20 protein-coding genes are annotated in these 23,139 nt (G+C 70.6%); 9 read left to right on the top strand and 11 right to left on the bottom strand.

Annotation, left to right across the window (positions count from 1 at the left end; genetic code table 11):
• Window positions 1–2: 2 nt before the first annotated feature.
• Window positions 3–1,574, top strand: a complete 1,572-nt coding sequence (gene purH / locus BMY89_RS09965; RefSeq protein WP_198413992.1) for a bifunctional phosphoribosylaminoimidazolecarboxamide formyltransferase/IMP cyclohydrolase — start codon at window positions 3–5, stop codon at window positions 1,572–1,574.
• Between the two features lie 25 nt (window positions 1,575–1,599).
• Here the strand turns inward: purH and BMY89_RS09960 are convergent, their stop codons facing one another.
• The 6 genes from BMY89_RS09960 to BMY89_RS09935 form a co-directional block, all read right to left on the bottom strand.
• Window positions 1,600–3,969 carry a putative bifunctional diguanylate cyclase/phosphodiesterase gene (locus BMY89_RS09960; protein WP_232521164.1) on the bottom strand — a complete coding sequence of 790 codons (2,370 nt, stop codon included), beginning with the start codon at window positions 3,967–3,969 and terminating at the stop codon, window positions 1,600–1,602.
• Window positions 3,970–4,072: 103 nt separating this feature from the next.
• On the bottom strand, window positions 4,073–5,101 hold the full coding sequence (locus BMY89_RS09955; RefSeq protein WP_092378370.1) for an ABC transporter ATP-binding protein: 1,029 nt from the start codon (window positions 5,099–5,101) through the stop codon (window positions 4,073–4,075).
• The gene (locus tag BMY89_RS09950; RefSeq protein ID WP_092378368.1) at window positions 5,085–6,122 is read right to left on the bottom strand and encodes an ABC transporter ATP-binding protein; all 1,038 of its coding nucleotides are present in this window, start codon (window positions 6,120–6,122) and stop codon (window positions 5,085–5,087) included. The genes BMY89_RS09955 and BMY89_RS09950 overlap by 17 nt, the downstream gene beginning before the upstream one ends.
• A 7-nt stretch (window positions 6,123–6,129) precedes the next feature.
• Window positions 6,130–7,086, bottom strand: a complete 957-nt coding sequence (locus tag BMY89_RS09945; RefSeq protein ID WP_092378367.1) for an ABC transporter permease — start codon at window positions 7,084–7,086, stop codon at window positions 6,130–6,132.
• 98 nt (window positions 7,087–7,184) lie between these two features.
• The gene (locus BMY89_RS09940) at window positions 7,185–8,123 is read right to left on the bottom strand and encodes an ABC transporter permease (protein WP_092378364.1); all 939 of its coding nucleotides are present in this window, start codon (window positions 8,121–8,123) and stop codon (window positions 7,185–7,187) included.
• Window positions 8,124–8,204: 81 nt separating this feature from the next.
• On the bottom strand, window positions 8,205–9,809 hold the full coding sequence (locus tag BMY89_RS09935; RefSeq protein WP_092378361.1) for a peptide ABC transporter substrate-binding protein: 1,605 nt from the start codon (window positions 9,807–9,809) through the stop codon (window positions 8,205–8,207).
• A 432-nt stretch (window positions 9,810–10,241) separates the two neighbouring features.
• On the opposite strand from BMY89_RS09935, the gene BMY89_RS09930 reads away from it, so the two are divergent.
• Both BMY89_RS09930 and BMY89_RS09925 read left to right on the top strand, forming a co-directional pair.
• The gene (locus BMY89_RS09930) at window positions 10,242–11,102 is read left to right on the top strand and encodes a bifunctional methylenetetrahydrofolate dehydrogenase/methenyltetrahydrofolate cyclohydrolase (RefSeq protein WP_092378357.1); all 861 of its coding nucleotides are present in this window, start codon (window positions 10,242–10,244) and stop codon (window positions 11,100–11,102) included.
• Between the two features lie 115 nt (window positions 11,103–11,217).
• Window positions 11,218–12,168 carry a malate dehydrogenase gene (locus BMY89_RS09925; RefSeq protein ID WP_092378354.1) on the top strand — a complete coding sequence of 317 codons (951 nt, stop codon included), beginning with the start codon at window positions 11,218–11,220 and terminating at the stop codon, window positions 12,166–12,168.
• Window positions 12,169–12,237: 69 nt separating this feature from the next.
• Here BMY89_RS09925 and BMY89_RS09920 read toward each other — a convergent pair whose 3' ends face one another.
• On the bottom strand, window positions 12,238–13,008 hold the full coding sequence (locus BMY89_RS09920) for a TetR/AcrR family transcriptional regulator (protein ID WP_092378351.1): 771 nt from the start codon (window positions 13,006–13,008) through the stop codon (window positions 12,238–12,240).
• 83 nt (window positions 13,009–13,091) lie between these two features.
• On the opposite strand from BMY89_RS09920, the gene BMY89_RS09915 reads away from it, so the two are divergent.
• Together BMY89_RS09915 and BMY89_RS09910 are read left to right on the top strand one after the other, a co-directional pair.
• Window positions 13,092–13,490 (top strand): VOC family protein, encoded by a 399-nt coding sequence (locus tag BMY89_RS09915; protein ID WP_092378348.1) that lies wholly within the window; start codon window positions 13,092–13,094, stop codon window positions 13,488–13,490.
• Between the two features lie 58 nt (window positions 13,491–13,548).
• Window positions 13,549–14,763 carry an NADP-dependent isocitrate dehydrogenase gene (locus BMY89_RS09910; RefSeq protein WP_092378345.1) on the top strand — a complete coding sequence of 405 codons (1,215 nt, stop codon included), beginning with the start codon at window positions 13,549–13,551 and terminating at the stop codon, window positions 14,761–14,763.
• A gap of 317 nt (window positions 14,764–15,080) precedes the next feature.
• Here BMY89_RS09910 and galT read toward each other — a convergent pair whose 3' ends face one another.
• From galT to BMY89_RS09890, 4 genes are all read right to left on the bottom strand, one after another.
• Window positions 15,081–16,157, bottom strand: a complete 1,077-nt coding sequence (galT, locus tag BMY89_RS09905; RefSeq protein WP_092378343.1) for a galactose-1-phosphate uridylyltransferase — start codon at window positions 16,155–16,157, stop codon at window positions 15,081–15,083.
• Window positions 16,154–16,942, bottom strand: coding sequence for a DeoR/GlpR family DNA-binding transcription regulator (locus BMY89_RS09900; protein ID WP_092378341.1), 789 nt, complete (start codon window positions 16,940–16,942; stop codon window positions 16,154–16,156). Before BMY89_RS09900 ends, galT begins: the two co-directional genes overlap by 4 nt.
• A 90-nt stretch (window positions 16,943–17,032) precedes the next feature.
• Window positions 17,033–18,562, bottom strand: a complete 1,530-nt coding sequence (gene cysC / locus BMY89_RS09895) for an adenylyl-sulfate kinase (protein ID WP_092378339.1) — start codon at window positions 18,560–18,562, stop codon at window positions 17,033–17,035.
• A 233-nt stretch (window positions 18,563–18,795) separates the two neighbouring features.
• A complete protein-coding gene (locus tag BMY89_RS09890; protein ID WP_092378337.1) occupies window positions 18,796–19,362 on the bottom strand; it encodes a DM13 domain-containing protein in 567 nt (188 codons plus the stop codon).
• Between the two features lie 206 nt (window positions 19,363–19,568).
• Between BMY89_RS09890 and BMY89_RS09885 the strand changes: the two genes are divergently transcribed.
• From BMY89_RS09885 to BMY89_RS09870, 4 genes are read left to right on the top strand one after another with little or no spacing between them, the layout of a single operon-like run.
• Entirely contained in the window at window positions 19,569–20,483 is a 915-nt protein-coding gene (locus tag BMY89_RS09885) for an ABC transporter ATP-binding protein (RefSeq protein WP_092378335.1), read from the top strand.
• Window positions 20,476–21,357 carry an ABC transporter permease gene (locus BMY89_RS09880; protein WP_092378332.1) on the top strand — a complete coding sequence of 294 codons (882 nt, stop codon included), beginning with the start codon at window positions 20,476–20,478 and terminating at the stop codon, window positions 21,355–21,357. Before BMY89_RS09885 ends, BMY89_RS09880 begins: the two co-directional genes overlap by 8 nt.
• Window positions 21,354–22,304, top strand: a complete 951-nt coding sequence (locus tag BMY89_RS09875; protein WP_092378330.1) for an ABC transporter ATP-binding protein — start codon at window positions 21,354–21,356, stop codon at window positions 22,302–22,304. Before BMY89_RS09880 ends, BMY89_RS09875 begins: the two co-directional genes overlap by 4 nt.
• Complete coding sequence (locus BMY89_RS09870) at window positions 22,304–23,014, top strand: ABC transporter permease (RefSeq protein WP_092378327.1); 711 nt, start codon at window positions 22,304–22,306, stop codon at window positions 23,012–23,014. The genes BMY89_RS09875 and BMY89_RS09870 overlap by 1 nt, the downstream gene beginning before the upstream one ends.
• Window positions 23,015–23,139 lie beyond the last annotated feature (125 nt).

Below are 23,139 nucleotides of genomic sequence, written 5' to 3'. Positions count from 1 at the left end.
GAGTGAGTTCCATGCAGGACGGACGCCGCCCGATCCGGCGGGCGCTGGTCAGCGTCTACGACAAGACCGGCCTGGCCGAACTCGCTCGCGCGCTGCACGCCGCCGGTGTGGAGATCGTCTCCACCGGCAGCACCGCGTCGACGATCGCCGGTGCGGGCGTGCCGGTGACCGCCGTCGAGCAGGTGACGGGCTTCCCGGAGATCCTCGACGGCCGGGTGAAGACCCTGCACCCCAAGATCCACGGTGGGCTCCTCGCCGACCTGCGCAAGGACGAGCACGCCGCCCAGCTGAACGAGCACGGCATCACCGGGGTCGACCTGCTGGTGTCCAACCTGTACCCGTTCCAGGCCACCGTCGCCTCCGGCGCCAGCCAGGACGAGTGCGTGGAACAGATCGACATCGGTGGGCCGGCGATGGTGCGGGCCGCGGCCAAGAACCACGCCTCGGTGGCGGTGGTGACCGACCCGGCGGCGTACCCGGTGCTGCTGGCCGCGCTCGACGCCGGCGGCTTCACCCTGGCCCAGCGTCAGGCGCTGGCCGCCCGTGCCTTCGCCGACATCGCCGAGTACGACGTGGCGGTCGCCGAGTGGTTCGCCGCCAGCCTCGCTCCGCCGGCCGACGGCTGGCCCGACTTCGCCGGGCTGGCGCTGCGTCGCCAGGCGGTGCTGCGCTACGGCGAGAACCCGCACCAGGCCGCCGCCCTCTACGCCGACCCGGCCGGCCACGCCGGGCTGGCCCAGGCGGAGCAGCTGCACGGCAAGGAGATGTCCTACAACAACTACGTCGACGCGGACGCCGCCTGGCGGGCCGCCAACGACTTCGCCGACCGGCCGGCGGTGGCCATCATCAAGCACGCCAACCCGTGCGGTATCGCGGTCGGCGCGGACGTGGCGCAGGCGCACCGTAAGGCGCACGCCTGCGATCCGGTCTCCGCCTTCGGTGGGGTCATCGCGGTGAACCGGCCGGTCTCGGTCGAGCTGGCCGGGCAGATCGCCGAGATCTTCACCGAGGTCGTGGTGGCGCCCGGGTACGAGCCGGGGGCCGCCGAGGTGCTCCAGGCCAAGAAGAACATCCGGCTGCTGCGCGCGCCGGAGTTCCGCCCGCGGCCGGCCGAGTGGCGGCAGATCACCGGCGGCGTACTGGTGCAGTTGCGCGACGCGATCGACGCCGAGGGCGACGATCCAGCCAGTTGGCGGCTGACCACCGGCGAGGCCGCCGACGCCGAGACCTTCGCCGACCTGGTCTTCGCCTGGCGGGCGGTGCGCGCGGTGAAGAGCAACGCGATCCTGCTGGCCCACGACGGTGCGACCGTCGGGGTCGGGATGGGGCAGGTCAACCGGGTCGACTCGGCCCGGCTGGCGGTCAGCCGCGCGGGCGCCGACCGGGCGCGCGGCGCGGTCGCCGCCTCGGACGCGTTCTTCCCGTTCGCCGACGGCCCGCAGATCCTCCTCGACGCGGGGATCCGGGCGATCGTGCAGCCCGGCGGCTCGATCCGCGACGAGGAGGTGATCGCCGCCTGCAAGCAGGCCGGGGTCACCATGTACCTCACCGGCACTCGCCACTTCTTCCACTAGTGCGGTATCGCCGGCGGCTTCCCGTTCAGGTCGCCGGTGGGACGGTTGCCACGGTCCGCTGGCGGGCCAGCAGGCAGGAGATGCCTTCGGCGGTCATCGGCCGGGCCAGGTGATAGCCCTGGCCACGGGTGTAGCCGAGGTCGCGGAGCACGGCGACCTGCTCGGCGCTCTCGACGCCTTCGGCGACGGTCTCCAGGCCGAGCGCGTCGGCGAGTTGGATCACCGCGCGGGCCACCGCCTGCCGGGCGTCGGCCGCCGCAGCCTGGCCGTCGTCGATCTCGATTCCGTCGACGAAGGACTTGTCGAGCTTCACGATCGCGGCGGGGAAGGCCCGCAGCAGGCTCAGCGACGATTCGCCGGTGCCGAAGTCGTCCAGCGAGAGGCGGATCCCCATCCGGTCGAGTTCGAAGAGGGTCCGCGAGACCTGCTGGCCGCGTAGTACCGCGGACTCGGTCACCTCCAGCACCAGCCGCTCGCAGCCAAGCCCGCTCTCGGCGAGCGCGGCCGTCACGTCGGAGACGAAGTCGGGGTCGTGCAGTTGCCGCGCGGAGACGTTCAGTCCCACCTCCCGGAGTGCGTCCGGCCCGAACTCCCGTGACCACGCCGCCGCCTGGCGGCACGTCTCGCGCAGCACGAACCGGCCCAGCGGCACGATCAGACCGGTCCGCTCGGCGGCCGGGATGAACTCGGCCGGGCCGACGACGCCGCGGGTCGGGTGGTGCCAACGGACCAGCGCCTCGACCCCGACCAACCGGTTGTCGTCGAGCCGCAGGATCGGCTGGTAGACGACCCGCAGTTCGTTGTGGTCCAGGGCCCGCCGCAGCTCGCCGCCGAGCTGCATGTGTGCCAGCACCGGCTCACCCATGCCGTCCACGTAGCGTACGAAGCTCGCCTTTCCGCGCTGTTTGGCCGTGTACATGGCGACGTCGGCGTCCCGCAGCACCGAGTCGACGGTGGCCCCGGGCGCGGCGTCGGCGATGCCGATGCTGGCCTGCACCAGCAGGCGGTGCTGGCTGATCGGGTGGTCGAGCGCGGCCAGCAGCCGGCCGGCCAGCTCCTCGGGGTCGGCGTCCGCGCCGGTGAGCAGGACGGCGAACTCGTCACCGGCGACCCGTACCGGCAGGCCGTCGTCGCCGACCTCGGCGCGCAGCAGTTGGGCGACCGAGACGAGCAGCCGGTCACCGACGCCGTGCCCGAGCAGGTCGTTGACGGTCTTGAAGTCGTCCAGGTCGACCAGGAGCACCGACGCGGGTGTCGTCGCGGTGAGCGCGGACGCGAGCCGGTCCCGGAAGAGCACCCGGTTGGCCAGCCCGGTGAGGCCGTCGTGGCTGACCTCGTACTGGAGGCGCTCCTCCTGGAGACGGGTTTCCCGCAGCAGCCGGGCGTTCTCCCGGTAGGCGATGAACTGCCGGGCGCTGACCAGCGCGGTCACCACCACGGCGGCGATCAGGACCACCCGGACCGGCCAGGTCAGGGGGGCGCCGAACGCGACCGCGAGCAGCGGCACGTCGACCGCCACCACGGCCAGGTACGGCAGGAGCATGCCGTTGCGGGCCTGATCGCGCCGGATACCGAGTCCGGCCCGCCACTGCGCCGTGACGCCGAGGGTGCAGAACACCGGGGTCAGCGGCATCACGATCGCCTGGGACGGGATGGCGGCGACGTACCCGTACCGGACCGCGAGCACGGCGACGATGCCGGCGGTGACGCCGCCGCTGGCCGCGACGAATCGTAGGGCGACGCGATCCACCGGGCCACCAGCGATGAAGGACACCTTGGTCGCGGCGCCGACCGCGACCAGGAACGCGAGCCCGACCAGCGCCATCGCCTGCGGGCTCCACGGCTCGTCGGCGGTCAGCATCGGGGCCAGCCCGACGTAGCAGAGCAGGGCCGCGCAGCCGAGGAACGCGATCATGCGGTCGAGCAGGAGGCGCCACCGCTCGACACCGCCGGCCGCGACGACGGGCACCCGGGCCACCGCCCAGATGGCGACGACGAATCCGATCGCCACGCAGGCCGCGGCCGGCAACGGCATGCTTCGCGTACGGGCCTCGGCGGCGTGCGTCAGCATGTCCAGCGCCAGCCAGCCGTACCCGATCGTGATGGTGACCGCCGCGACGAGGAGCGCACGCCAGAAGCGTCGGGTGACCGGGTCGAGGTCGGCGCGGCGGAGCAGGTGTACGACGGACCCGGCGGCGAGGACCCCACCGACGGGAACGAAGGTGTACGCGAGCGCCTCGGTGCCGGCGCCGACCGTGAAGTTCGCGACGCACCAGGCGGTGCCGAGGGCGGCGACCGCGACGGTGGCCTGCACATACCGTACGGTGATCCGGCTGTTCGTCGCGGCGACCCCGACCGTGGGGCCCGTCGTTGGCCGTAGCGCCACCTGCGTCACGGCACTGACCCTAGTGAGTGGGCAGGGGCACGACATCCGTCATCGGGTGCTTCTTCTATGCAGAAATCGGTGCGGCAGAGTCCACTGAGGAGGAAATCCGTTCTCAGCGTCCCGGGAGTAGCTCGGCGAAGTGGCAGGCCGACGGGTGCGGGTCGGCGGCGCGTAGTACGGCCTGCGGGTCCTGGGTGGCGCAGATCTCCTGGGCCTTCCAGCACCTGGTCCGGAAGTGGCAGCCGCTCGGCGGGTCCGCCGGGCTCGGCACGTCGCCGCTGAGCCGGATGACGCTGCGATGTCCCCGGGCCTCCGGGTCCGGCACCGGCGCCGCCGAGAGCAGCGCCTGGGTGTACGGGTGGGTGGCCCGCTCGTAGATCTGGTCCTCGGTGCCGATCTCCACGATCCGGCCCAGGTACATGACCGCGACCCGGTCGGCGATGTGCCGGACCACCGACAGGTCGTGGGCGATGAAGATGTACGAGAGGCCGAACTCCTCCTGAAGCTGCTCCAGCAGGTTGATCACCTGGGCCTGGATGGAGACGTCGAGCGCGGAGACCGGCTCGTCGCAGACGATCACCTCGGGCCGCAGTGCCAGCGCCCGGGCGATGCCGATGCGCTGCCGCTGGCCGCCGGAGAACTGGTGCGGGTAGCGGTTGATGTGCTCCGGGTTCAGTCCGACGACGTCGAGCAGCTCCTGGACCTGGCGCTGGCGGCTGCCCTTCGGTGCCGCCTCGGGATGGATCTCGAACGGTTCGCCGATGATGTCGCCGACGGTCATTCGCGGGTTCAACGAGGTGTACGGATCCTGCATCACCATCTGCATGTTGCGCCGGATCCGACGTAGTTCGCCGCCGGAGGCGGCGAACAGGTCCCGCCCGGCCAGGGTGGCCCGCCCGGCGGTGGGCTTCTCCAGCCGCATCAGCAGTCGGGCGAGGGTGGACTTCCCGCAGCCCGACTCGCCGACGATGCCCAGCGTCTCGCCCCGGCGCAGCTCGAAGCTGACCCCGTCGACGGCCTTGACCGCGCCGACCTTCTTCTGGAACAGCACACCCTGGGTGATCGGGAAGTGCTTGACCAGGTGGTTGACGTCGAGGATCGTCTCGCCGCGCACCTTGGTGGGGCTAGCTGGCGCGGTCATCACGTACCTCCTGCGCGAAGTGGCACGCGCTGGTCCGGCCGTCGCCCAGGACCAGGTCGTGCGGCACCACGTCGACGCAGACCTGCTGCGCGTACGGGCACCGGGGGTGGAAGGGGCAGCCGCTCGGGATGCGCATCAGGTTGGGCGGCAGGCCGCGGATCGTGGCGAGCTTGCCGCCGCGCTGGTCCAGGCGCGGGATCGAGTTCAGCAACCCCTTGGTGTACGGGTGGGCGGGTGCCCGGTACAGCGATCGGACGTCGGCGTGCTCGACGATCCGGCCCGCGTACATGACGGCGATGCGGTCCGCCACGTCGGCGACCACGCCGAGGTCGTGGGTGATCAGGATCATGGCCATGTCCAGGTCCCGCCGCAGGTCGGCGAGGAGGTCCATGATCTGGGCCTGCACGGTGACGTCGAGGGCGGTGGTCGGCTCGTCGGCGATGAGCACCTTCGGCTCCATCGCCAGGGCCATCGCGATCATCACCCGCTGACGCATGCCGCCGGAGAACTGGTGCGGGTGGTCGCCGAGACGCTTCGCCGCGGCCGGGATCTGTACCAGGTCCATCAGCTCCACCGAACGGCGGCGGGCGTCGGCACGGGACATCCCGAGTCGCTGGCGCAGCGTCTCGCCGATCTGCCAACCGACCGGGAAGACCGGGTTCAGCGCGGAGAGTGCGTCCTGGAAGATCATGGCGATCTCCTTGCCCCGCACCTGCCGGCGCTGCGCCTCCGGCAGGGTCAGCAGGTCCTGACCGGAGTAGAGGATCGCACCGGAGCTGATGTGTGCCGGTGGGGTGTCCAGGATGCCCATGACGGCCTGGGCGGTGACGGACTTGCCGGAGCCGGACTCGCCCAACACGGCCAGCGTCTCGCCCGGGTCCAGGTGGTAGCTGACTCCGTTGATGACCCTGGCCACGCCCTCGCTCGTGCGGAACTCGACGTGCAGGTCGCGTACCTCCAGCAGGTGCCCGCCGGGCGGGGTGGGTGAGGCCGGTGTCGGCCGGACGGCGTTCTGGCTCATAGGTGGCTCACCGGAGCTTCGGGTCGAAGGCGTCGCGGATCGCGTCGCCGAGCATGATGAAGGCCAGCACGGTCAGCGCCAGGAACGCCGACGGCACCACCAACGGGGTCGCCGACTCGCGCATGTGCACCCGACCGTTGTTGATGTCGATGCCCCACGAGATGGTCGGCTCCTGCAGGCCGATACCGAGGAACGACAGTGTCGCCTCGGCGGCGATGAACGAGCCGAGCGCGATGGTCAGCACGACGATCGCCGGGGCCAGCGCGTTCGGCAGGATGTGCCGCCACATGATGCGCCCGTCGCCGGCACCCAGCATCCGGGCCGCGGCCACGTAGTCCTGCTCGCGGGCGGTGATCACCGAGGAGCGGACCACCCGGGCGGCCGTCGTCCAGCCGAGCACCGCGAGCACGAAGATGACGGCGCCGACGCGGACCGTGGCGCTGTCGCTGCCGACCCGCTTGAGCAGGACGATCGCGGCCAGCAGCAGTGGGATGCCGAGCACGACGTCGATGACCCGGGACAGCACCGCGTCGACCCAGCCGCCGAAGTAGCCGGCGAGCATCCCCACGAGCAACGCGATCGCGCCGGTGAGCAGCGCGGAGAGGGCGCCCACCAGCAGCGAGGCGCGAGCGCCGTAGACCGCTCGGGCGTACGTGTCGCAGCCCTGGAAGTCGTACCCGAAGATGGCCCCGCCGGACGGCGCGGCGTGCTGTCGGGACAGCGCGCAGTCGGTCGGGTTGTTGCTGGTGAACAGGCCCGGCACGGCGGCCATCGCGGTCACCAGCAGCACCAGGATCAGGCTGATCCAGAAGATCGGCTTGCGGCGCAGGTCGCGCCAGGCGTCGCCGGTCAGGCTGCGTGGTTTGCGGGGCTGACCCACCTGGTTCGGCGTGCCCGGTTCACCGGAGGGACCCCGCCGGGCGGCCTGGTTCTCGCTGGCCGCCACCGTCTCGAAGTCGCTCATGACGCCGCTCCGCTTCGCTGCCTGCCGTCACGAGGCACATTCGCACTGAGCCGGATGATTCGCTCGCTACGCTCGCTCATTCCGCCACCTCGCTGTGCTCACTCATAGCGGATCCTCGGGTCGAGTACGGCGTACAGGATGTCGACCACCAGGTTGGCGACGAGGTACACCACGACGAGCACGCTGACGATGCCCACCACCAGTGGGCCGTCCTCGGTGCGGATGCCGCGGAAGAGGTTGAAGCCGACGCCGGGGATGTTGAACACGCCCTCGGTGATGATCGCCCCGCTCATCAGGTTGCCCACCTCGACGCCGAGGAAGGTGATCACCGGGATGAGCGAGTTGCGCAGTACGTGCACGCTGACCACCCGGCGGCTCGGCAAGCCCTTCGACCGGGCGGTACGCACGTAGTCGGCGCGCAGGTTCTCGGCCACCGAGGTGCGGGTCAGCCGCAGCGCGGTGGCCAGGGAGAGCGAGCCGAGCACGATGCCCGGCAGCAGCAGCGCCCCGAAGCCGGGGTCCGCGCCGGCGGTGGGCGGGAAGACCTGCCACTTGACGCCGAGGAAGTACTGCGCGAGGGGGGCGAGCACGATGGTCGGGATACCGAGCACCAGCAGGGTCAGTAGCAGGGTGGCGTTGTCGAAGATGCTGCCCCGCCGGATGCCGGCGAGCACACCGGCGGTGACACCGAAGATGACGGCGACCGCGATGGCGATCAGCGCCAGCTTGATCGTGACGGGCCAGGCGGCGGCGAGGATGTCGCCGATCGAACGCCCGGTGAGCGACTCACCCAGGTCGCCTCGGAGCAGGTTGGAGATGTAGTCGAAGTACCGGTAGAAGAAGCCGCCGACCCCGGTGGCGTCGAGGTGGTACTTCTCGGTGAGGTACGCCCGCTGTGCGGCGGTGACCGGACGCTCACCCGCGAGGGCCTGGATCGGGTCGCCCTGGCCGGCGAACATCAGGGCGTAGACGATCAGCGTGGTCCCGAAGAAGGCCAGGACCATCTGGAGCAGACGCCGCACGATGAAGCGGAACATACTAGGCAGTCTCTCTGAAAAGGGGCGAACCGCGTGGCGGGTCGGGTCACCTTGCGATGACCCGACCCGCCTGCGTGGGTGTTACTTGACGGCCTCGATCTTGATCAGGTCGATCCGGTCGAAGAGGTCCATCTCGACGTTCTGGACCTTCGTGGAGTGGCCGAAGTTGTTCTGGCCGAACCGCAGCGGCACCACCGGCAGGTCCTCCGCCAGCAGGTCCTCGGCCTCCTGGTACTTCTTGATCGCCTCCTCCTCGCTGGGGGCGCTGGCGCCCTCGGCGAGCAGACGGTCGAAGTCCGGGTTGCTGTAGCCGTAGTAGTTCGACGAACCGTTGGTGCTGTACAGCGGGCCCAGGTAGTTCTCCATGGACGGGTAGTCCATGATCCAGCCCATCCGGAACAGCCCGACCGGCTGCTTGGCCTTGACCTTGGTCAACAGGTCGGCGAACTTCGGCTCGGCGTTGCCGACGCAGTCCACGCCCAGGTTGGCCTTGAGCTGGTTGCAGGTGGCGTCGATCCAGTCCTTGTGGCCACCGTCGCCGTTGTAGGACAGGGTGATCTTCGACGGGCCGCCCGCGGCCTGGTAGAGCGCCTTGGCCTTGGCCGGGTCGAACTCACCCGGGGCGCCGACGGTGTTCTCCCGGTAGCCGGCGACGGCCGGCGAGACGAACGAACGGGCCGGCTGCTGCGAGTCCTTGAAGATCGACGTGGTGATCTCGTCCCGGTCGATCGCCATCGAGATGGCCTTGCGCACGTCCGGGTTGCTGAACTCCTCCTGGAAGGTGGGGAAGGCCAGGAAGTGCAGTGACGACGCGGGGCTCTGCAGGAACCGGTCGCCCAGGTCGGTCTCGGCCGTCGAGAGGTTCTCGGTCGGGATGGTCTTGATCACGTCGAGGTTGTCCGACAGCACGTCCGCGTACGCGGCGGTCAGCTGCTGGTAGATCCGGAACTCGACGCCGGCCACCTTCGGCCGTTCGCCGGGGAAGGCGTCGTACCGCTCGACCTCGACCTTGGCGTCGTGCTGCCAGGTGCCCTTCATCTTGAACGGGCCCTGACCGATCGGCGCCTGCTCGAAGCCCTCGGCCAACTCGCCGGGAGCGGAGAAGGCGGCCTCGGGCAGCGGGTAGAAGGCGGTGTAGCCGAGCATGGCCTTGAACTCGCTGTACGGCTGCGACAGCGTGACCGCGAAGGTCTGGTCGTCGACCTTCTTCAGTCCGCTGAGCGTCTCGGCCTTCGGGCTCTCACCCTGCAGGTCGTCGTATCCGGCGATCTTCTCGAAGAAGTAGCTGGAGTTCTGCCCGTTCGGGGCGTACGCGCCGTAGTTCCAGGCGTCGATGTAGCTGTCGGCGGTGACGTCCTCGCCGTTGTGGAACGTGTAGCCGTCCTTGAGCTTGATCGTCCAGGTGGTGTTGTCCTCGGACGTGATCGACTCGGCCGCAACCTCGTACGGCTTGTGCGCCTCGTCGTAGTCGACAAGCGGGCTGAACAGGGCGGCGAGCACCTGGGAACCGCTGGTCTCGTTGGTGTTGGTCGGCACCAGGTGCTGCGGCTCGGCGATCTCGATCCGCACGGCCGCGTTGGGGTCGCTCTCGCCGGATCCACCGTCGCCGCCCGAGCCGCAGGCCGCCAGGCCCAGGGTCACCGCGAGCGGGAGGGCGGTCCAGGCGGCAAGCCTACGAACACGCATCTAGCCTCCTCATCTCCACTACGCTGCGCAGTCAGGCCCGGCATTGGGTGACGCTGCGCAACGATCGGCAACGGTAGGTCGTATGCCGCAACTCGGCAACGTAGCGGTTGCGAAGGTGTAACGGAACGTGGGCCCCCGCCTTGTCGGCCTGCTGGGCCCGTGCTACGCCCTCCTGAGGATTTGCCGTCTCACGTGGGAAAATATGGGACTGTTGGGCCGGTTCCGGTGCAGGCTGGCCTCCCGTCGGGCGGATGCTCACGATCGTCGGATTGTGGGCCTTCGTGCCTCGCCGTCCGGAACTGCTGTGTCGGGCTCCACAGGCCGTCACTCAAAGTGAAGAACGACACGTAACGGAAAGTAGTTCAGTGGTCGAGGGTGGCCGGCCGTCCAGGTCGGCACAGCCGACGACACCGGACGTGAGACGATCTGGTCGTGACGGCGACGCTTCTGGACGGCAAGGCGACCGCGGCCGAGATCAAGGACGAGCTGCGGGTGCGGGTGAAGGCGCTGGCGGAACGGGGCACCGTGCCAGGGCTCGGCACGGTGCTCGTCGGTGCCGATCCCGGCTCCCAGGCGTACGTGAACGGCAAGCACCGCGACTGCGCCGAGGTCGGCATCGCCTCGATCCGCCGGGAGCTACCGGCGGACGCCACCCAGGAGCAGGTGGAGGCGACCCTCGCCGAACTCAACGCAGACCCCGCGTGCCACGGCTACATCGTCCAGCTGCCGCTGCCGGCCCACCTGAACACGCAGCGGGTGTTGGAGCTGATCGACCCGGAGAAGGACGCCGACGGTCTGCACCCGGTCAACCTGGGCCGGCTGGTGCTCGGGTACGACGCGCCGTTGCCATGCACCCCCCGGGGCGTCGTCGAGCTGCTCCGCCGGCACGACGTGCCGCTGCGCGGGGCCAACGTCGCCGTGGTGGGCCGCGGCAACACGGTCGGCCGCCCGTTGGGTCTGCTGCTCACCCGGCGCAGTGAGAACGCCACGGTGACTCTCTGTCACACCGGCACCCTTGACCTCAGCTCGCACACCCGGGCCGCCGACATCGTCATCGTCGCGGCCGGCGTGCCCGGCCTGCTCACCGCGGACATGATCACTCCCGGTGCGGTCGTGGTCGACGTGGGCATCACCCGGGTCATCGGGCCGGACGGCAAGGGCCGTTACACCGGCGATGTGGAGCCGGAGGTCGCCGAGGTGGCCGGCAAGCTGGTGCCGATGCCCGGCGGGGTCGGCCCGATGACCCGCGCCATGCTGCTCACCAACGTCGTCGAGCGGGCCGAACGCGGCTGACGCGCGGTGAGGCAGGCCACTCCGGCTGGTCATAACCATCCGCCCCTGGCCCGATCGGTGCCAGGATGGCTGATACCGTCCAAAAAACCGACTGGTATCAGGGAGTGGGACGACCATGGGTAAGAAGGTCACTGTCGTCGGCGCCGGTTTCTACGGCTCCACCACCGCACAGCGCCTGGCCGAGTACGACATCTTCGACACCGTCGTGATCACCGACATCGTGGAGGGCAAGCCGGCCGGTCTCGCCCTGGACCTCAACCAGTCGCGGGCCGTTGAGGGTTTCGAGACCAAGGTGGTCGGCATCACGACCGGCCCGAACGGCGAGGGCTACGAGGGCATCGAGGGCTCGGACGTCGTCGTCATCACCGCCGGTCTGCCGCGTAAGCCGGGCATGAGCCGGATGGACCTGTTGGAGACCAACGCCAAGATCGTCCGTCAGGTCTCGGAGAACGTCGCCAAGTACGCCCCGAACGCCGTCGTCATCGTGGTCTCCAACCCGCTCGACGAGATGACCGCGTTGGCCCAGCTCGCCACCCAGTTCCCGCGCAACCGGGTGCTCGGCCAGGCCGGCATGCTGGACACCGCCCGGTTCACCAACTTCGTGGCCGAGGCGCTGAACGTACCGGTGAAGTCGGTACGCACGCTGACTCTCGGTTCGCACGGCGACACCATGGTTCCGGTGCCGTCGAAGAGCACCGTCGACGGCAAGCCGCTGCGCGACGCCATGCCGGCCGAGCAGATCGAGGAGTTGGTCGTCAAGACCCGCAACGGTGGCGCCGAGGTCGTCGCGCTGCTCAAGACCGGGTCGGCGTACTACGCCCCGTCGGCCGCCGCCGCCCGGATGGCCAAGGCCGTCGCGGAGGACTCCGGCGAGGTCATGCCGGTCTGCGCCTGGGTCGACGGCGAGTACGGCATCTCCGGCGTCTACCTGGGCGTGGAGGCCTCGATCGGTGCCGAGGGCGTCAAGCGGGTGGTCGAGACCGACCTGGACGCCGACGAGCTGACCAGTCTGAAGGCCGCCGCCGAGGCCGTCCGCGCCAAGCAGGCCGACGTCGCCGCCATGTAAGCGGAGTGACCTGAGTTGATCAAGAGGTTTGCGTCTCGGGAAAGCCGATCCGAGACGCAAACCTCTTGATCAATTCGGAGGGGCGCCGGTGATCAGGGCGTCCAGGCCGTCGAGGACCCGGGCCAGGCCGAACTCGTACGCCTGATCGGGGTCATACGCGGCGTTCTGTGCCGCTCCCGCCGCCGCGCCGACCCGGACGGCGGTCGGGAAGCGCCGCTCGTCGAGAACCTGAGCCAGCAGAGGGGCGTTCGCCGTCCACCACTGTTCGTCGGTCCAGGCGCTCTCCTGTTGAGCGGACCGGGCCTCGGCCGCCGAGCGGGCGGCGGCCCGGACGAAGTCGAGGACGTAGGTCAACGCGGCGTCGCGGGTCACGTCGTCCAGGCCGGTGCCGTCGAAGGCGCGTAGCTCGTACTCGTACTTGGCCATCAGTCCCGGCCCCAGTGGTGGCCGGCCGGTGCCGACCTCGGCGGCCCACGGGTGGGCGGTGAAGAGGTCCCGGTTGTCCCGGGCGAGCGCCGCCACCCGCGCGCGCCACGGATCGCCGTCCCGGTCCGGTCTGGGCATCCGTGCGTAGCTTGCGTCCAGCATCAGGTCGAGTAGCTCGGCCTTGCCCGGTACGTACGTGTAGAGGGTCATCGGCGCCACGCCGACGGCCTGGGCGACCGCCCGCATGGTGACCGCGTCCAACCCTTCGGTGTCCGCCAGCTCGACCGCGGCCGTCACGATGTCGTCCAGCGAGCGGCCCTGGCGCGGGCCCCGTCGGGGGCCCTCGTCGGGCTGCCGCCAGAGCAGTCGCAGGGTGCGGGCCGGGTCGCCGGCTCCGGTGCGGTGGTGGGACACCCTCCGATCTTCGCAGGTCTAATCGCCGTACGGAGTACACTGTACAATGTACGAAGTAAAAGGTCCTACTCCGGGGAGCGCACGTGCAGATCACCGCATCGGCCATCTCACTCAACGTCGACGACGTCTCGGCCTCTGCCGCCTTCGCCCAGCAGCACTTCGGTTTCCGGGAGGAGATGGCGGCCGACGGGTTCGTCTCGCTGGCCAGGGACGGGGTCGGCTTCAACCTGATCTTCCTGCGTACCGGGTTGGCAAGCCTCCAGCCCGAGCGCCTGCGGGCCCAGCGGGCCGAGGGTGTGATCGTCGCCTTCGTGGTGGACGACATCGACGCCGAGTACGCCCGGCTCACGGCCGCCGGCGCGCCCATCGCGACCGAGATCCAGACCGAGCCCTGGGGTGAGCGCTTCTTCCAGGTCGCCGACCCCAACGGGGTGATCCTTCAGCTGGTGCAGTGGGTACACGGCCCGGAGGATGTCAGCTGATCCGATCCAGTACGCTCGTACTGCTTGAGCATGTGTCCCCTGAGAGGAGCGCCGGCCGATGGCGAAGATCAAGGTAAACAACCCGGTCGTGGAGCTCGACGGCGACGAGATGACCCGGATCATCTGGAAGCAGATCCGGGAGCAGTTGATCCTGCCCTACCTCGACGTCGACCTGCACTACTACGACCTGTCGATCCAGCACCGCGACGCCACCGACGACCAGGTGACTGTCGACGCCGCCAACGCCATCAAGCAGCACGGCGTGGGCGTCAAGTGCGCCACCATCACCCCGGACGAGGCCCGGGTGGAGGAGTTCGGCCTGAAGAAGATGTGGCGGTCGCCCAACGGCACCATCCGCAACATCCTCGGCGGCGTGGTCTTCCGTGAGCCGATCATCATGTCCAACGTGCCGCGGCTCGTACCGGGTTGGACCAAGCCGATCATCATCGGCCGGCACGCCCACGGCGACCAGTACAAGGCCACCGACTTCGTCGTCCCCGGCCCCGGCACGGTGACCATCACCTACACCCCGACCGACGGCTCGCAGCCGGTCGAGATGGAGGTCGCCAACTTCACCGGTGGCGGCATCGCGATGGGCATGTACAACTACGACGAGTCGATCCGCGACTTCGCCCGGGCCTCGTTCCGTTACGGCCTGGACCGCGGCTACCCGGTCTACCTGTCGACCAAGAACACCATCCTCAAGGCCTACGACGGCCGGTTCAAGGACATCTTCGCCGAGGTGTTCGAGAACGAGTTCAAGGCGGAGTTCGAGACCGCCGGTCTGACCTACGAGCACCGGCTCATCGACGACATGGTCGCTGCCGCGCTCAAGTGGGAGGGCGGCTACGTCTGGGCGTGCAAGAACTACGACGGTGACGTGCAGTCCGACACCGTCGCGCAGGGCTTCGGCTCGCTCGGCCTGATGACCTCCGTCCTGCTCAGCCCCGACGGTCGTACCGTCGAGGCCGAGGCCGCCCACGGCACGGTCACCCGGCACTACCGGCAGTGGCAGAAGGGCGAGAAGACCTCGACCAACCCGATCGCCTCGATCTACGCCTGGACCCGGGGCCTGGCCCACCGGGGCAAGCTGGACAGCACCCCGGCGGTCACCGAGTTCGCCAACACGCTGGAGCAGGTCATCGTCGACACCGTCGAGGGCGGTCAGATGACCAAGGACCTGGCGTTGCTCATCTCGCGGGACGCCCCGTGGCTGACCACCGACGAGTTCATGAACGCGCTCGACGAGAACCTGGCGCGCCGCCTCGCCTGAGCCCCGTCAGCACCCACCGCACCCGCCGGCCCAAGCTCCGGCGGGTGCGGTTGTCTCCGGTACGCGGGGATTTTCGGCGGTGGGACGGCGTGTCCCGCCGAGACACGCAGGATGACGTAACCCCGCCCGGCGCGCCTCGTTGACCTGGGTGGACGAGATGCCAGTCCCGTCCTGGAAGGTTGACCGTCGCCGCCGCGCGGCGCGCGTGCCCAGCAGCCAGCCTTCCCGGCTGTCGTGCACAGCCAGCCGTCCCTTCCCTGCGGGGGGCCCTGTCCCGGGCCCCCCGCGCCCTGCGTCCAGCCGGCGAAGGGGCGCGGTCACACCGCGCGCAGTAGGTCGGCCGCCCGTTCCGGGGCGATGTCGTTGATGAACACTCCCATCGCCGACTCCGAACCGGCCAGGTACTTCAACTTGTCCGCCGCCCGTCGGACGCTGAACAGTTGCAGGTGCAGATGCGCCAGCTCGCGGTCGATGCGTACCGGGGCCTGGTGCCAGGCGGCGATGTACGGCATGGGCGTGTCGAACAGGCCGTCGAAGCGGCGCAGGAGATCCAGGTAGAGCGGGCCGAAGGCGTCCCGTTCGACATCGGTCAGCGCCGGAATGTCGGGCACCGGTCGGTGCGGCGCGAGGTGCACCTCGAACGGCCAGCGGGCGGCGGCCGGCACGTACGCCGTCCAGTGCTCGTTGGTCGCCACCACCCGCTCACCGGCGGCACGTTCGGCGGCGAGCACGTCGGCGTAGAGGTTGCCGCCGCCGGTACGCGCGGCGTGCCGGCGGGCCGCGCCCAGCAACGACCGGGTACGCGGGGTGAGGAACGGGTACGCGTAGATCTGCCCGTGCGGGTGGTGCAGGGTCACCCCGATCTCCACGCCCCGGTTCTCGAAGCAGAACACCTGCTCCACGCCGGCCAGTCCGCCGAGCACCGTGGTCCGGTCGGCCAGCGCGTCGAGCACGGTGCGCACCCGGTGCGGCGGCAGCCCGGCGAAGGAGGCGTGGTGGTCGTCGGTGAAGCAGACCACCTCGCAGCGTCCCTGTCCGGGCCGGACGGCGGTGAACGGGGTGATCTCGGCCGGTTCGTCGACCACCCGGTCGCTCAGCGCCGGGAACCGGTTCTCGAAGACCGCGACGGCGTACTCCGGCGCCGGGATCTCGCTGAGCCGCTCCGCCGTGGAGGGGCAGAGCGGACACTGGTCGGCCGGTGGGAGAAAGGTCCGCGCCTGCCGGTGCGCCGCGAGCGCCACCCACTCGTCGGTCAGCGGGTCGTGGCGCAGCTGGGAGGCGGGCGGGGGAGCAGGCAGTTCACGCCGGTCCGGCTGGTCCCGGACGGCGTCGTCCCGCTCGTCGAAGTAGACCAGCTCGCGGCCGTCGGCCAGGGTGATCTCGGTACGCCTCATCGCGGCGTGCCCTGCCCGGCCATCGACACCACGACCAGCTCGCCGACCCGCTCGGTGAGCAGCCGGCGGGCCTGCGGCGGCAGCCGGTCGTCGGTGACCAGCAGGTGCGCGTCGGTCAACGGGGCGATCGCGGAGATGCCGACCGTGCCCCACTTGGTGTGGTCGGCGAGGACCACCAGGCGGTCCGCCGCCGCCACCAGAGCGCGGTTCGTCTCGGCCTCCATGAGGTTCGGTGTGGTGAAGCCGGTCCGTTCGGTGATCCCGTGCACGCCGAGGAAGAGCAGGTCCAGGTGCAGGGCGCGGACGGCCGCGACGGCCAGCGGCCCGACCAGGGCGTCCGAGGGGGTGCGTACCCCGCCGGTCAGCACGACTGTCTGGTCGTCGCGGCCCCGGTCGTGCAGGATGTCGGCGACCGGCAGCGAGTTGGTCACCACGGTCAGGCCCGGCACGTCGACGAGTTGCCGGGCCAGCTCGGCGGTGGTGGTGCCGGCGGAGAGCGCGATCGCGGCCCCGGGCCGGACGAGCCGGGCGGCGCGGGCGGCGATGGCGGCCTTCTCGGCCTGCTGGCGCACCGACTTGGCCTGGAATCCGGGCTCGTCGGTGGCGCCGGCGACGGTGGCCCCACCATGTACCTTCGCGAGCAGGCCGCGTTCGTGCAGCAGGTCCAGGTCGCGTCGGATGGTCATGTCGGAGACGCCGTGCTCGGCGGCCAGCTCACCGACGCGTACGCCACCGGTCGTGCGGACCCGGTCGAGGATCGCCGCCTGGCGTTGTTGCGCGAGCATCCGCCACCTTCCCGGCTCACATGAATGAACATCTCCGAACAGAGATAAACACTAGCCGACGGGCGGGCACCGGATGGGACGACGCCGTGCTCAGATCGACGGTAGACGGGGCTCCACCCACCCGGTCTCGGTCAGATGGTGCAGCACCCGGTGGACCGCCTCGTCCACGCTGAGGTCGGTCGTGTCCAGCACCAGATCCGCGTCGGTCGGCTCCTCGTACGGGTCGTCGATGCCCGTCATCCCGGTGAGCAGTCCGGCCCGCGCCCGCGCGTACAGGCCCTTGCGGTCACGTCGTTCACAGACCTCCAGCGGCGTGGCGACGTGCACCAGCACGAACCCCGCGCCCGCCGCCGCAGCCATCTCCCGGGCGGTCGCCCGGGCCTTGGCGTACGGGGCGATCGGGCAGCAGATGCCGATCCCGTGGTGCCGGGCGATCTCGGCGGCGACCCAACCGATCCGGCGGACGTTGGTGTCCCGGTCGGCCTTGCTGAAGCCCAGGCCGGCGGTCAACTCACGGCGCACCACGTCGCCGTCGAGCAGCGTGACCGTGCGTTCGCCCTCCTCGCGCAGCGCGTCGGCGAGGCCACGGGCGACGGTCGACTTCCCGGACCCGGAGAGCCCGGTCAGGAACACCACCAGGCCCCGGTGCCGTCGGGCCGGGCGGGCCCGGCTCAACTCCTTCGCCACCGCCGGCGGAGTGTGCCACTCGGGCAGCGGGAAGCCCCGGTCCAGTAGGTCGTCGATCTCCTCCTGAGTCAGCGCCAGCCGCCGGTTACGCGGCGGGATGTCCTCGCGCCAGCGCCACTGGCCGTCCCGGTTGTCGTACGCCAGCTCGCGGGGCACCAGCACCCGCAGCCCGGCTCCGGAGAGCATGTCGCCGGTGGAGAGCAGGTGGGTGACGCCGTACGCGGCGGAGACCCGGGCCAGCAGCAGGGCGTCACTGATCTCGTCCCGCCGCCGGGAGAACGGCACGGCGAAGAGGGTCGCCGGTGGCATCCGGTCGCGGGCGGCGAAGATGCTGCGCACCAGCGACTCCGGCGGCAGCCCGCCGGTGCCGTCCTCACCCACCGGGATCATGACCAGCAGATGCGCGCTCAGGGTACGCACGGCATGTGCGATCTGGGCCAGTTGCGGCCGGTGCAGCGGGCGGTCGGCGACCACCCCGAGTACCCGGCCGGGCGGCAGCAGCGGTCGGATCTCCTCGGGCGTACGCCGCAGCCGTTGGAACGGGCCGTGGCCACCGTCGCCGAGCCGGTGGACGCTGCCACCGACCCCGGCCACCCCGTCGCGGACCACCCAGGTGTCGGCCACCTCCAGCGCCGCGGTCGGTGCGCCCTCGCCGTCGGTGAGCACGAGCGTCCGGCGGCCAGGGTCGGTGAGGTCGAACTTCTGCACCAGCGCCGTGGGCACCTGGAGGGTGACGGCGACGGGCCAGGTGGCCCCGTCCACCAGCCGGCCGCGCCGGCTGACGGAGACCAGGTCGGCCCTGGTCATGAACCCGGTCAGCGGCGCGTACGCACCGGTCAGCAGCAGCTCCAGATCCGCTAGCTCACCGGGACGCGGCGTGTACGTCGGCGCCTCCCGCAGCACCTCGTCGGGCAGCACCCACCCGTTGCTCATCAAACCCCCAACTCCGGCGACCGGCACACAGTTTCGCAGCCGCCCGTCGATCGGTCGAGAGCGCCACTCCTCCCGGCGTCCGGGCCGCCTGGCTCGCTGCGCCTGGCTGCCGGAGAGTCGGCGCCACGGGATGCGGCATCACGCGGTGTCCGGGCGGGGGAAGGCCCGACATCCCGCGTGTCCCGGGCCGGCATCTCCCGCAGTTGGCAGCGGCCGGCAGATCAGCGACCTGCTCAGCCGGCGCGGCTCAGTGCCGCCGCGCCGAACGAGACGGCGAACCGCTTGCACCAGATGGAGACGCTGGTCAGATCGTCCAGCTCGATGTCGGCGGGGATCTCGTAGCCCTGATCGCCGAGATTGCCCTTGAGTCGCCCCAGCTCGACCCAGCGGCCGTCGTCGAACAGGTGCCAACCGGCCCGACCCTCGACGACCGGCTGGTCGGTGAGCCAGACCCGCAGATCCGGGCCGTTGGAGGTGCTCAGCCCGACCAGTTCGAGTCGGTGCCGCCCGTCCCCGGTGCGGACGATGCGGGCGCCGCCCGACGTGTCGTGCTCGTGACTGACGAAGTCGCCGGAGCTGACCAGGGCCGCAGCGCTGCCTTCGGGCGTCGGGGAGTCGGGCGTCGGGGAGTCGGGCGCGGCGGACCCGGCCGGCGTCGCGACCGTGGTCAGCTGTTCGGCCACCTCGGTGTCGGTGAGCAGTTTCCAGGGCTGGAACCAGTACAGCCCGAACGCTGCGCCGGTGGCCAGTACGACGACCGCGATCCAGGTCAACGGGGTGCGGAAGAGGCGGGCAAACATGCCCCCAGTGTGTCTCGTGCCGCCGCGATGGTCTGCCCCGGACTCCGTCTCGTGACCCAACCGCCACCAGCCGGTCAGCCGCCACGGCCGGTGGCGATGTTCCGACTGCGCGGCATCTTCCCTAGGGGGAGGTCGGACGGGGATCAGGGGAAACCGGGGTGCCTTCCGGAGCGCGTCGCGTTGTCCGACGGCCCTAGGCTGTCGGCGTGACACTGATCGCAACCGAGTCGTTGACGAAGGTCTACGGCGGCGGCGTCACCGCACTGTCCGAGCTGACAGTCGCGGTGGAGCCTGGGATAGTCGGCCTGGTCGGCGCCAACGGCGCCGGCAAGTCGACCCTCATCAAGCTGCTGCTCGGCCTGCTGACCCCGACCCGCGGCCGGATACAGGTGCTGGGGCTCGACCCGACCGTCGACACGGCGGCGGTGCGCGCCCGGGTCGGCTACATGCCGGAGCACGACTGCCTGCCGCCCGACCTGTCCGCCGCCGAACTGGTCACCCATCTCGGGCGGATCAGCGGCCTGCCGCGTACGGTCGCCCGGGAACGGGCCTCCGAGGCGCTACGCCACGTGGGGCTGCACGAGGAGCGCCACCGGCCGGTGGGCGGCTACTCCACCGGCATGAAACAGCGGGTCAAGCTCGCCCAGGCGCTGGTGCACGACCCCGACCTGCTGCTGCTCGACGAGCCCACCAACGGCCTCGACCCGGCCGGTCGGGACGCGATGCTCGCCCTGGTGCAGCGGATCGGCACCGAGTTCGGCATCTCCGTGCTGGTCTGCTCGCACCTGCTCGGCGAGGTCGAGCGGATCTGCGACACCCTGGTCGCCATCGACGGTGGGCGGCTGCTGCGAGCCGACCACATCGCCGCGATGACGACGGCCACCGACGTGCTCGCGGTCGAGGTCAGCGAGGGCACCGAGGCGCTGGCCGCCCGGCTGGCCGCGCTCGACCTGCCGGTCGGGCGGGAGGGACGGCTGCTGCTCGTTCCGCTCGCCGACCAGGGCACCTACGACCAGATCCTCGGCGCGGTGGCCGAACTGGACCTGCCGCTGCACCGGCTGGACCAGCGTCGGCACCGGGTGGCCGAGCTATTCGCCCGGAGGGAGAGCAGCCATGCCTGAGCCGACCGGCGTCATCCACGACATCGGCTACCAGCGTTACACCGGCCCCCGGCTCGGCCGCCGGTACGTCTTCGGTGCGCTGTACCTGCACGGCGTGCGGACCGCCTTCGGGTTGGGCCGCAGCGCCAAGGCCAAGATCTTCCCCTGGCTGGTGGTCGGCATCGTGCTGATGGTGGCTGCGGCGGTGACCGCGATCCGCAGCCAGATCGGCGAGACGGTCATGACGTACGCCCAGTTCGCCGACTCGATGAGCTGGCTGGTCATCTTCTTCACCGCGGTGGCCGCGCCCGAACTGGTCTCCCGCGACCTGCGCAGCGGCGTGCTCCCGCTGTACTTCTCCCGGCCGCTGTCGCACGCGGACTACCCGCTGGCCAAGCTGCTCGCACTGGTCACCGCGCTCTTCCTGCTGCTCGGCGCGCCGCAGCTGGTGATGTTCCTCGGCGCGGCGTTCACCTCGGACGGGATGGGCGGAGTCTGGGACGAACTGCTGGACCTGCTGCCCGGGCTGCTCTACGCCGGCCTGTGGGCGGCGGTCTTCGCCTCGATCGGCCTGCTGATCGCCTCGCTGACCGGCAAGCGGGCCTTCGCCGCCGGCGGGATCGTCGCGGTGTTCCTGATGACCACGCCGGTCGTCGGCGTCCTGTCGATCCTGCCCGCACAGGCGGCGAACCAGTTGGCGGGCATCGCCTCGCCGCCCACCCTGGTGCAGGGCGTCGGCGTCTGGACGATGCGCGACCTGCTGATCACCGACCCGGACGGTGTCGTACCCGACCTCGGACCATTCGGCCCGGTGTACGCGCTGGCCGCCGTCGCGCTCGTGGCCGCCTGCGTCACCCTGCTGCTGGCCCGCTACCGGAAGGTGGCCGCACGATGACCACGACCGATTCCGCCACCCGGCCGGCCACCGCCACCAGCACCCTCGACCTCGCCGGGGTCTCCCGCTGGTACGGCAACGTGGTCGCGGTCAACGACGTGAGCATGAGCCTGGGGCCCGGAGTGACCGGGCTGCTCGGCCCCAACGGCGCGGGTAAGACCACGCTGCTGCACATGATGGCCGGCTTCCTCGCCCCCTCCCGGGGCACCGTCAGCCTGGACGGCCGGTCCACCTGGCGCAACCCGGAGGTCTACCGGCGCCTCGGGCTGGTCAGCGAGCGGGAGGCGGTGCACACCTTCCTCACCGCGTACGAGTTCGTGCTGGCCACCGCGAAGCTGCACAAGCTGCCGGACCCGCAGTCGGCGGCCCGTCGGGCAGTGGCCCTGGTCGAGATGGAGGACGCACAGGACCGCCGGATCGGCACGTACTCCAAGGGCATGCGGCAACGGACCCGGGTCGCGGCGGCCCTGGTGCACGACCCGCAGGTGTTGCTGCTCGACGAGCCGTTCAACGGCATGGACCCGCGGCAGCGGCTGCACATGATGGAGCTGCTGCACTCGCTCGGCGACGGCGGCCGCACCATCCTGTTCAGCTCGCACATCCTGGAGGAGGTCGAGCAGGTCTCCGGCACCGTGCAGGTGATGGTCGCCGGCCGGCTCGCGGCCTCCGGCGACTTCCGGACCATCCGCCGACTGATGACCAACCGGCCGCACGTCTTCGCGATCCGCTCGACCGACGACCGTGCGTTGGCCGTCGCCCTGATGGCCGAACCGTCGGTGGGCGGCGTGGAGTTGGGCCGGGACGGGCTGACCGTCCGGGCCGGCGACTACGGTGCCTTCACCCGGGCGCTGCCGAAGGTCGCTCTGGCCCGCGGCGTACGGGTGCACCAGCTCGTGCCCGAGGACGAATCCCTGGAGAGCGTCTTCTCCTACCTGGTGGAGGCCTGATGTCCACTGTTTCATGGATCACCGTGCGTGGGCTGTTCGGACGCCGCCGGTTCCTGTTGCTGCTGCCGCTGCCATTACTGCTGGTGCTGCTGGCCGTGCTGTCCCGTGGGTTGGGGGTGGAGCCCACCGACTGGGGGCCGCCGGTGCTCGTCGGCCTCGGGCTGGCGGTGGTGCTGCCGGTGGTCGCCCTGATCGTCGGCACCGGCGTGCTCGGCGCCGAGATCGACGACGGCACGGTCGTGCATGTGCTCACCACGCCGCTGCCGCGCTGGCAGATCGTGCTGCCGAAGCTGGCCGTGGCGGCCGGGGTCACCGCGGTCACCGTCGCGATCCCGCTGTTCGTCGCGGGTCTGCTGGCCGATTCGGTACGCCTCGGCCTGGCGCTCGCCATCGCCGCGGCGGTCGGGGCGCTCGCCTACTCGGCGCTGTTCGTGGCCGTCAGTCTGCTCACCCGTCGGCCCGTGCTGCTCGGCCTGGTCTACGTGTTGATCTGGGAGGGGCTGCTCGGGAACGTGATCACCGGTACCCGGGTGCTGTCCATCCAGCACTACGTGATCGCGTTGGCCGATCAGCTTGCCCCCACCGACCTGCTCAGCACAACGGTCTCCGTGTCGGTGGCGGTGGTGATGACCGTGCTGATCAGCGTCGCCGCCACCTTCCTCGCGATCGACCGCCTGCGCTCCTTCTCCGTCGCCGGCGAAACCAGCTGAGGTGTAAGGAAGGGCCCCTTATTAACGCCTCCGGTAGAGCAGGGGCCCCCTATTAACAGTTCGCGGACGCCTCTGGCGTCAGCGGGTGTTAATAGGGGGCCCTTCCTATACACCAGGCGTTAATA

The organism is Micromonospora phaseoli, assembly GCF_900109115.1.
Taxonomy (GTDB): Bacteria; Actinomycetota; Actinomycetes; order Mycobacteriales; family Micromonosporaceae; genus Micromonospora; species Micromonospora phaseoli.
Note: the sequence above shows the minus strand (reverse complement) of the source record. Positions and strands in the feature narration are given on the sequence as shown.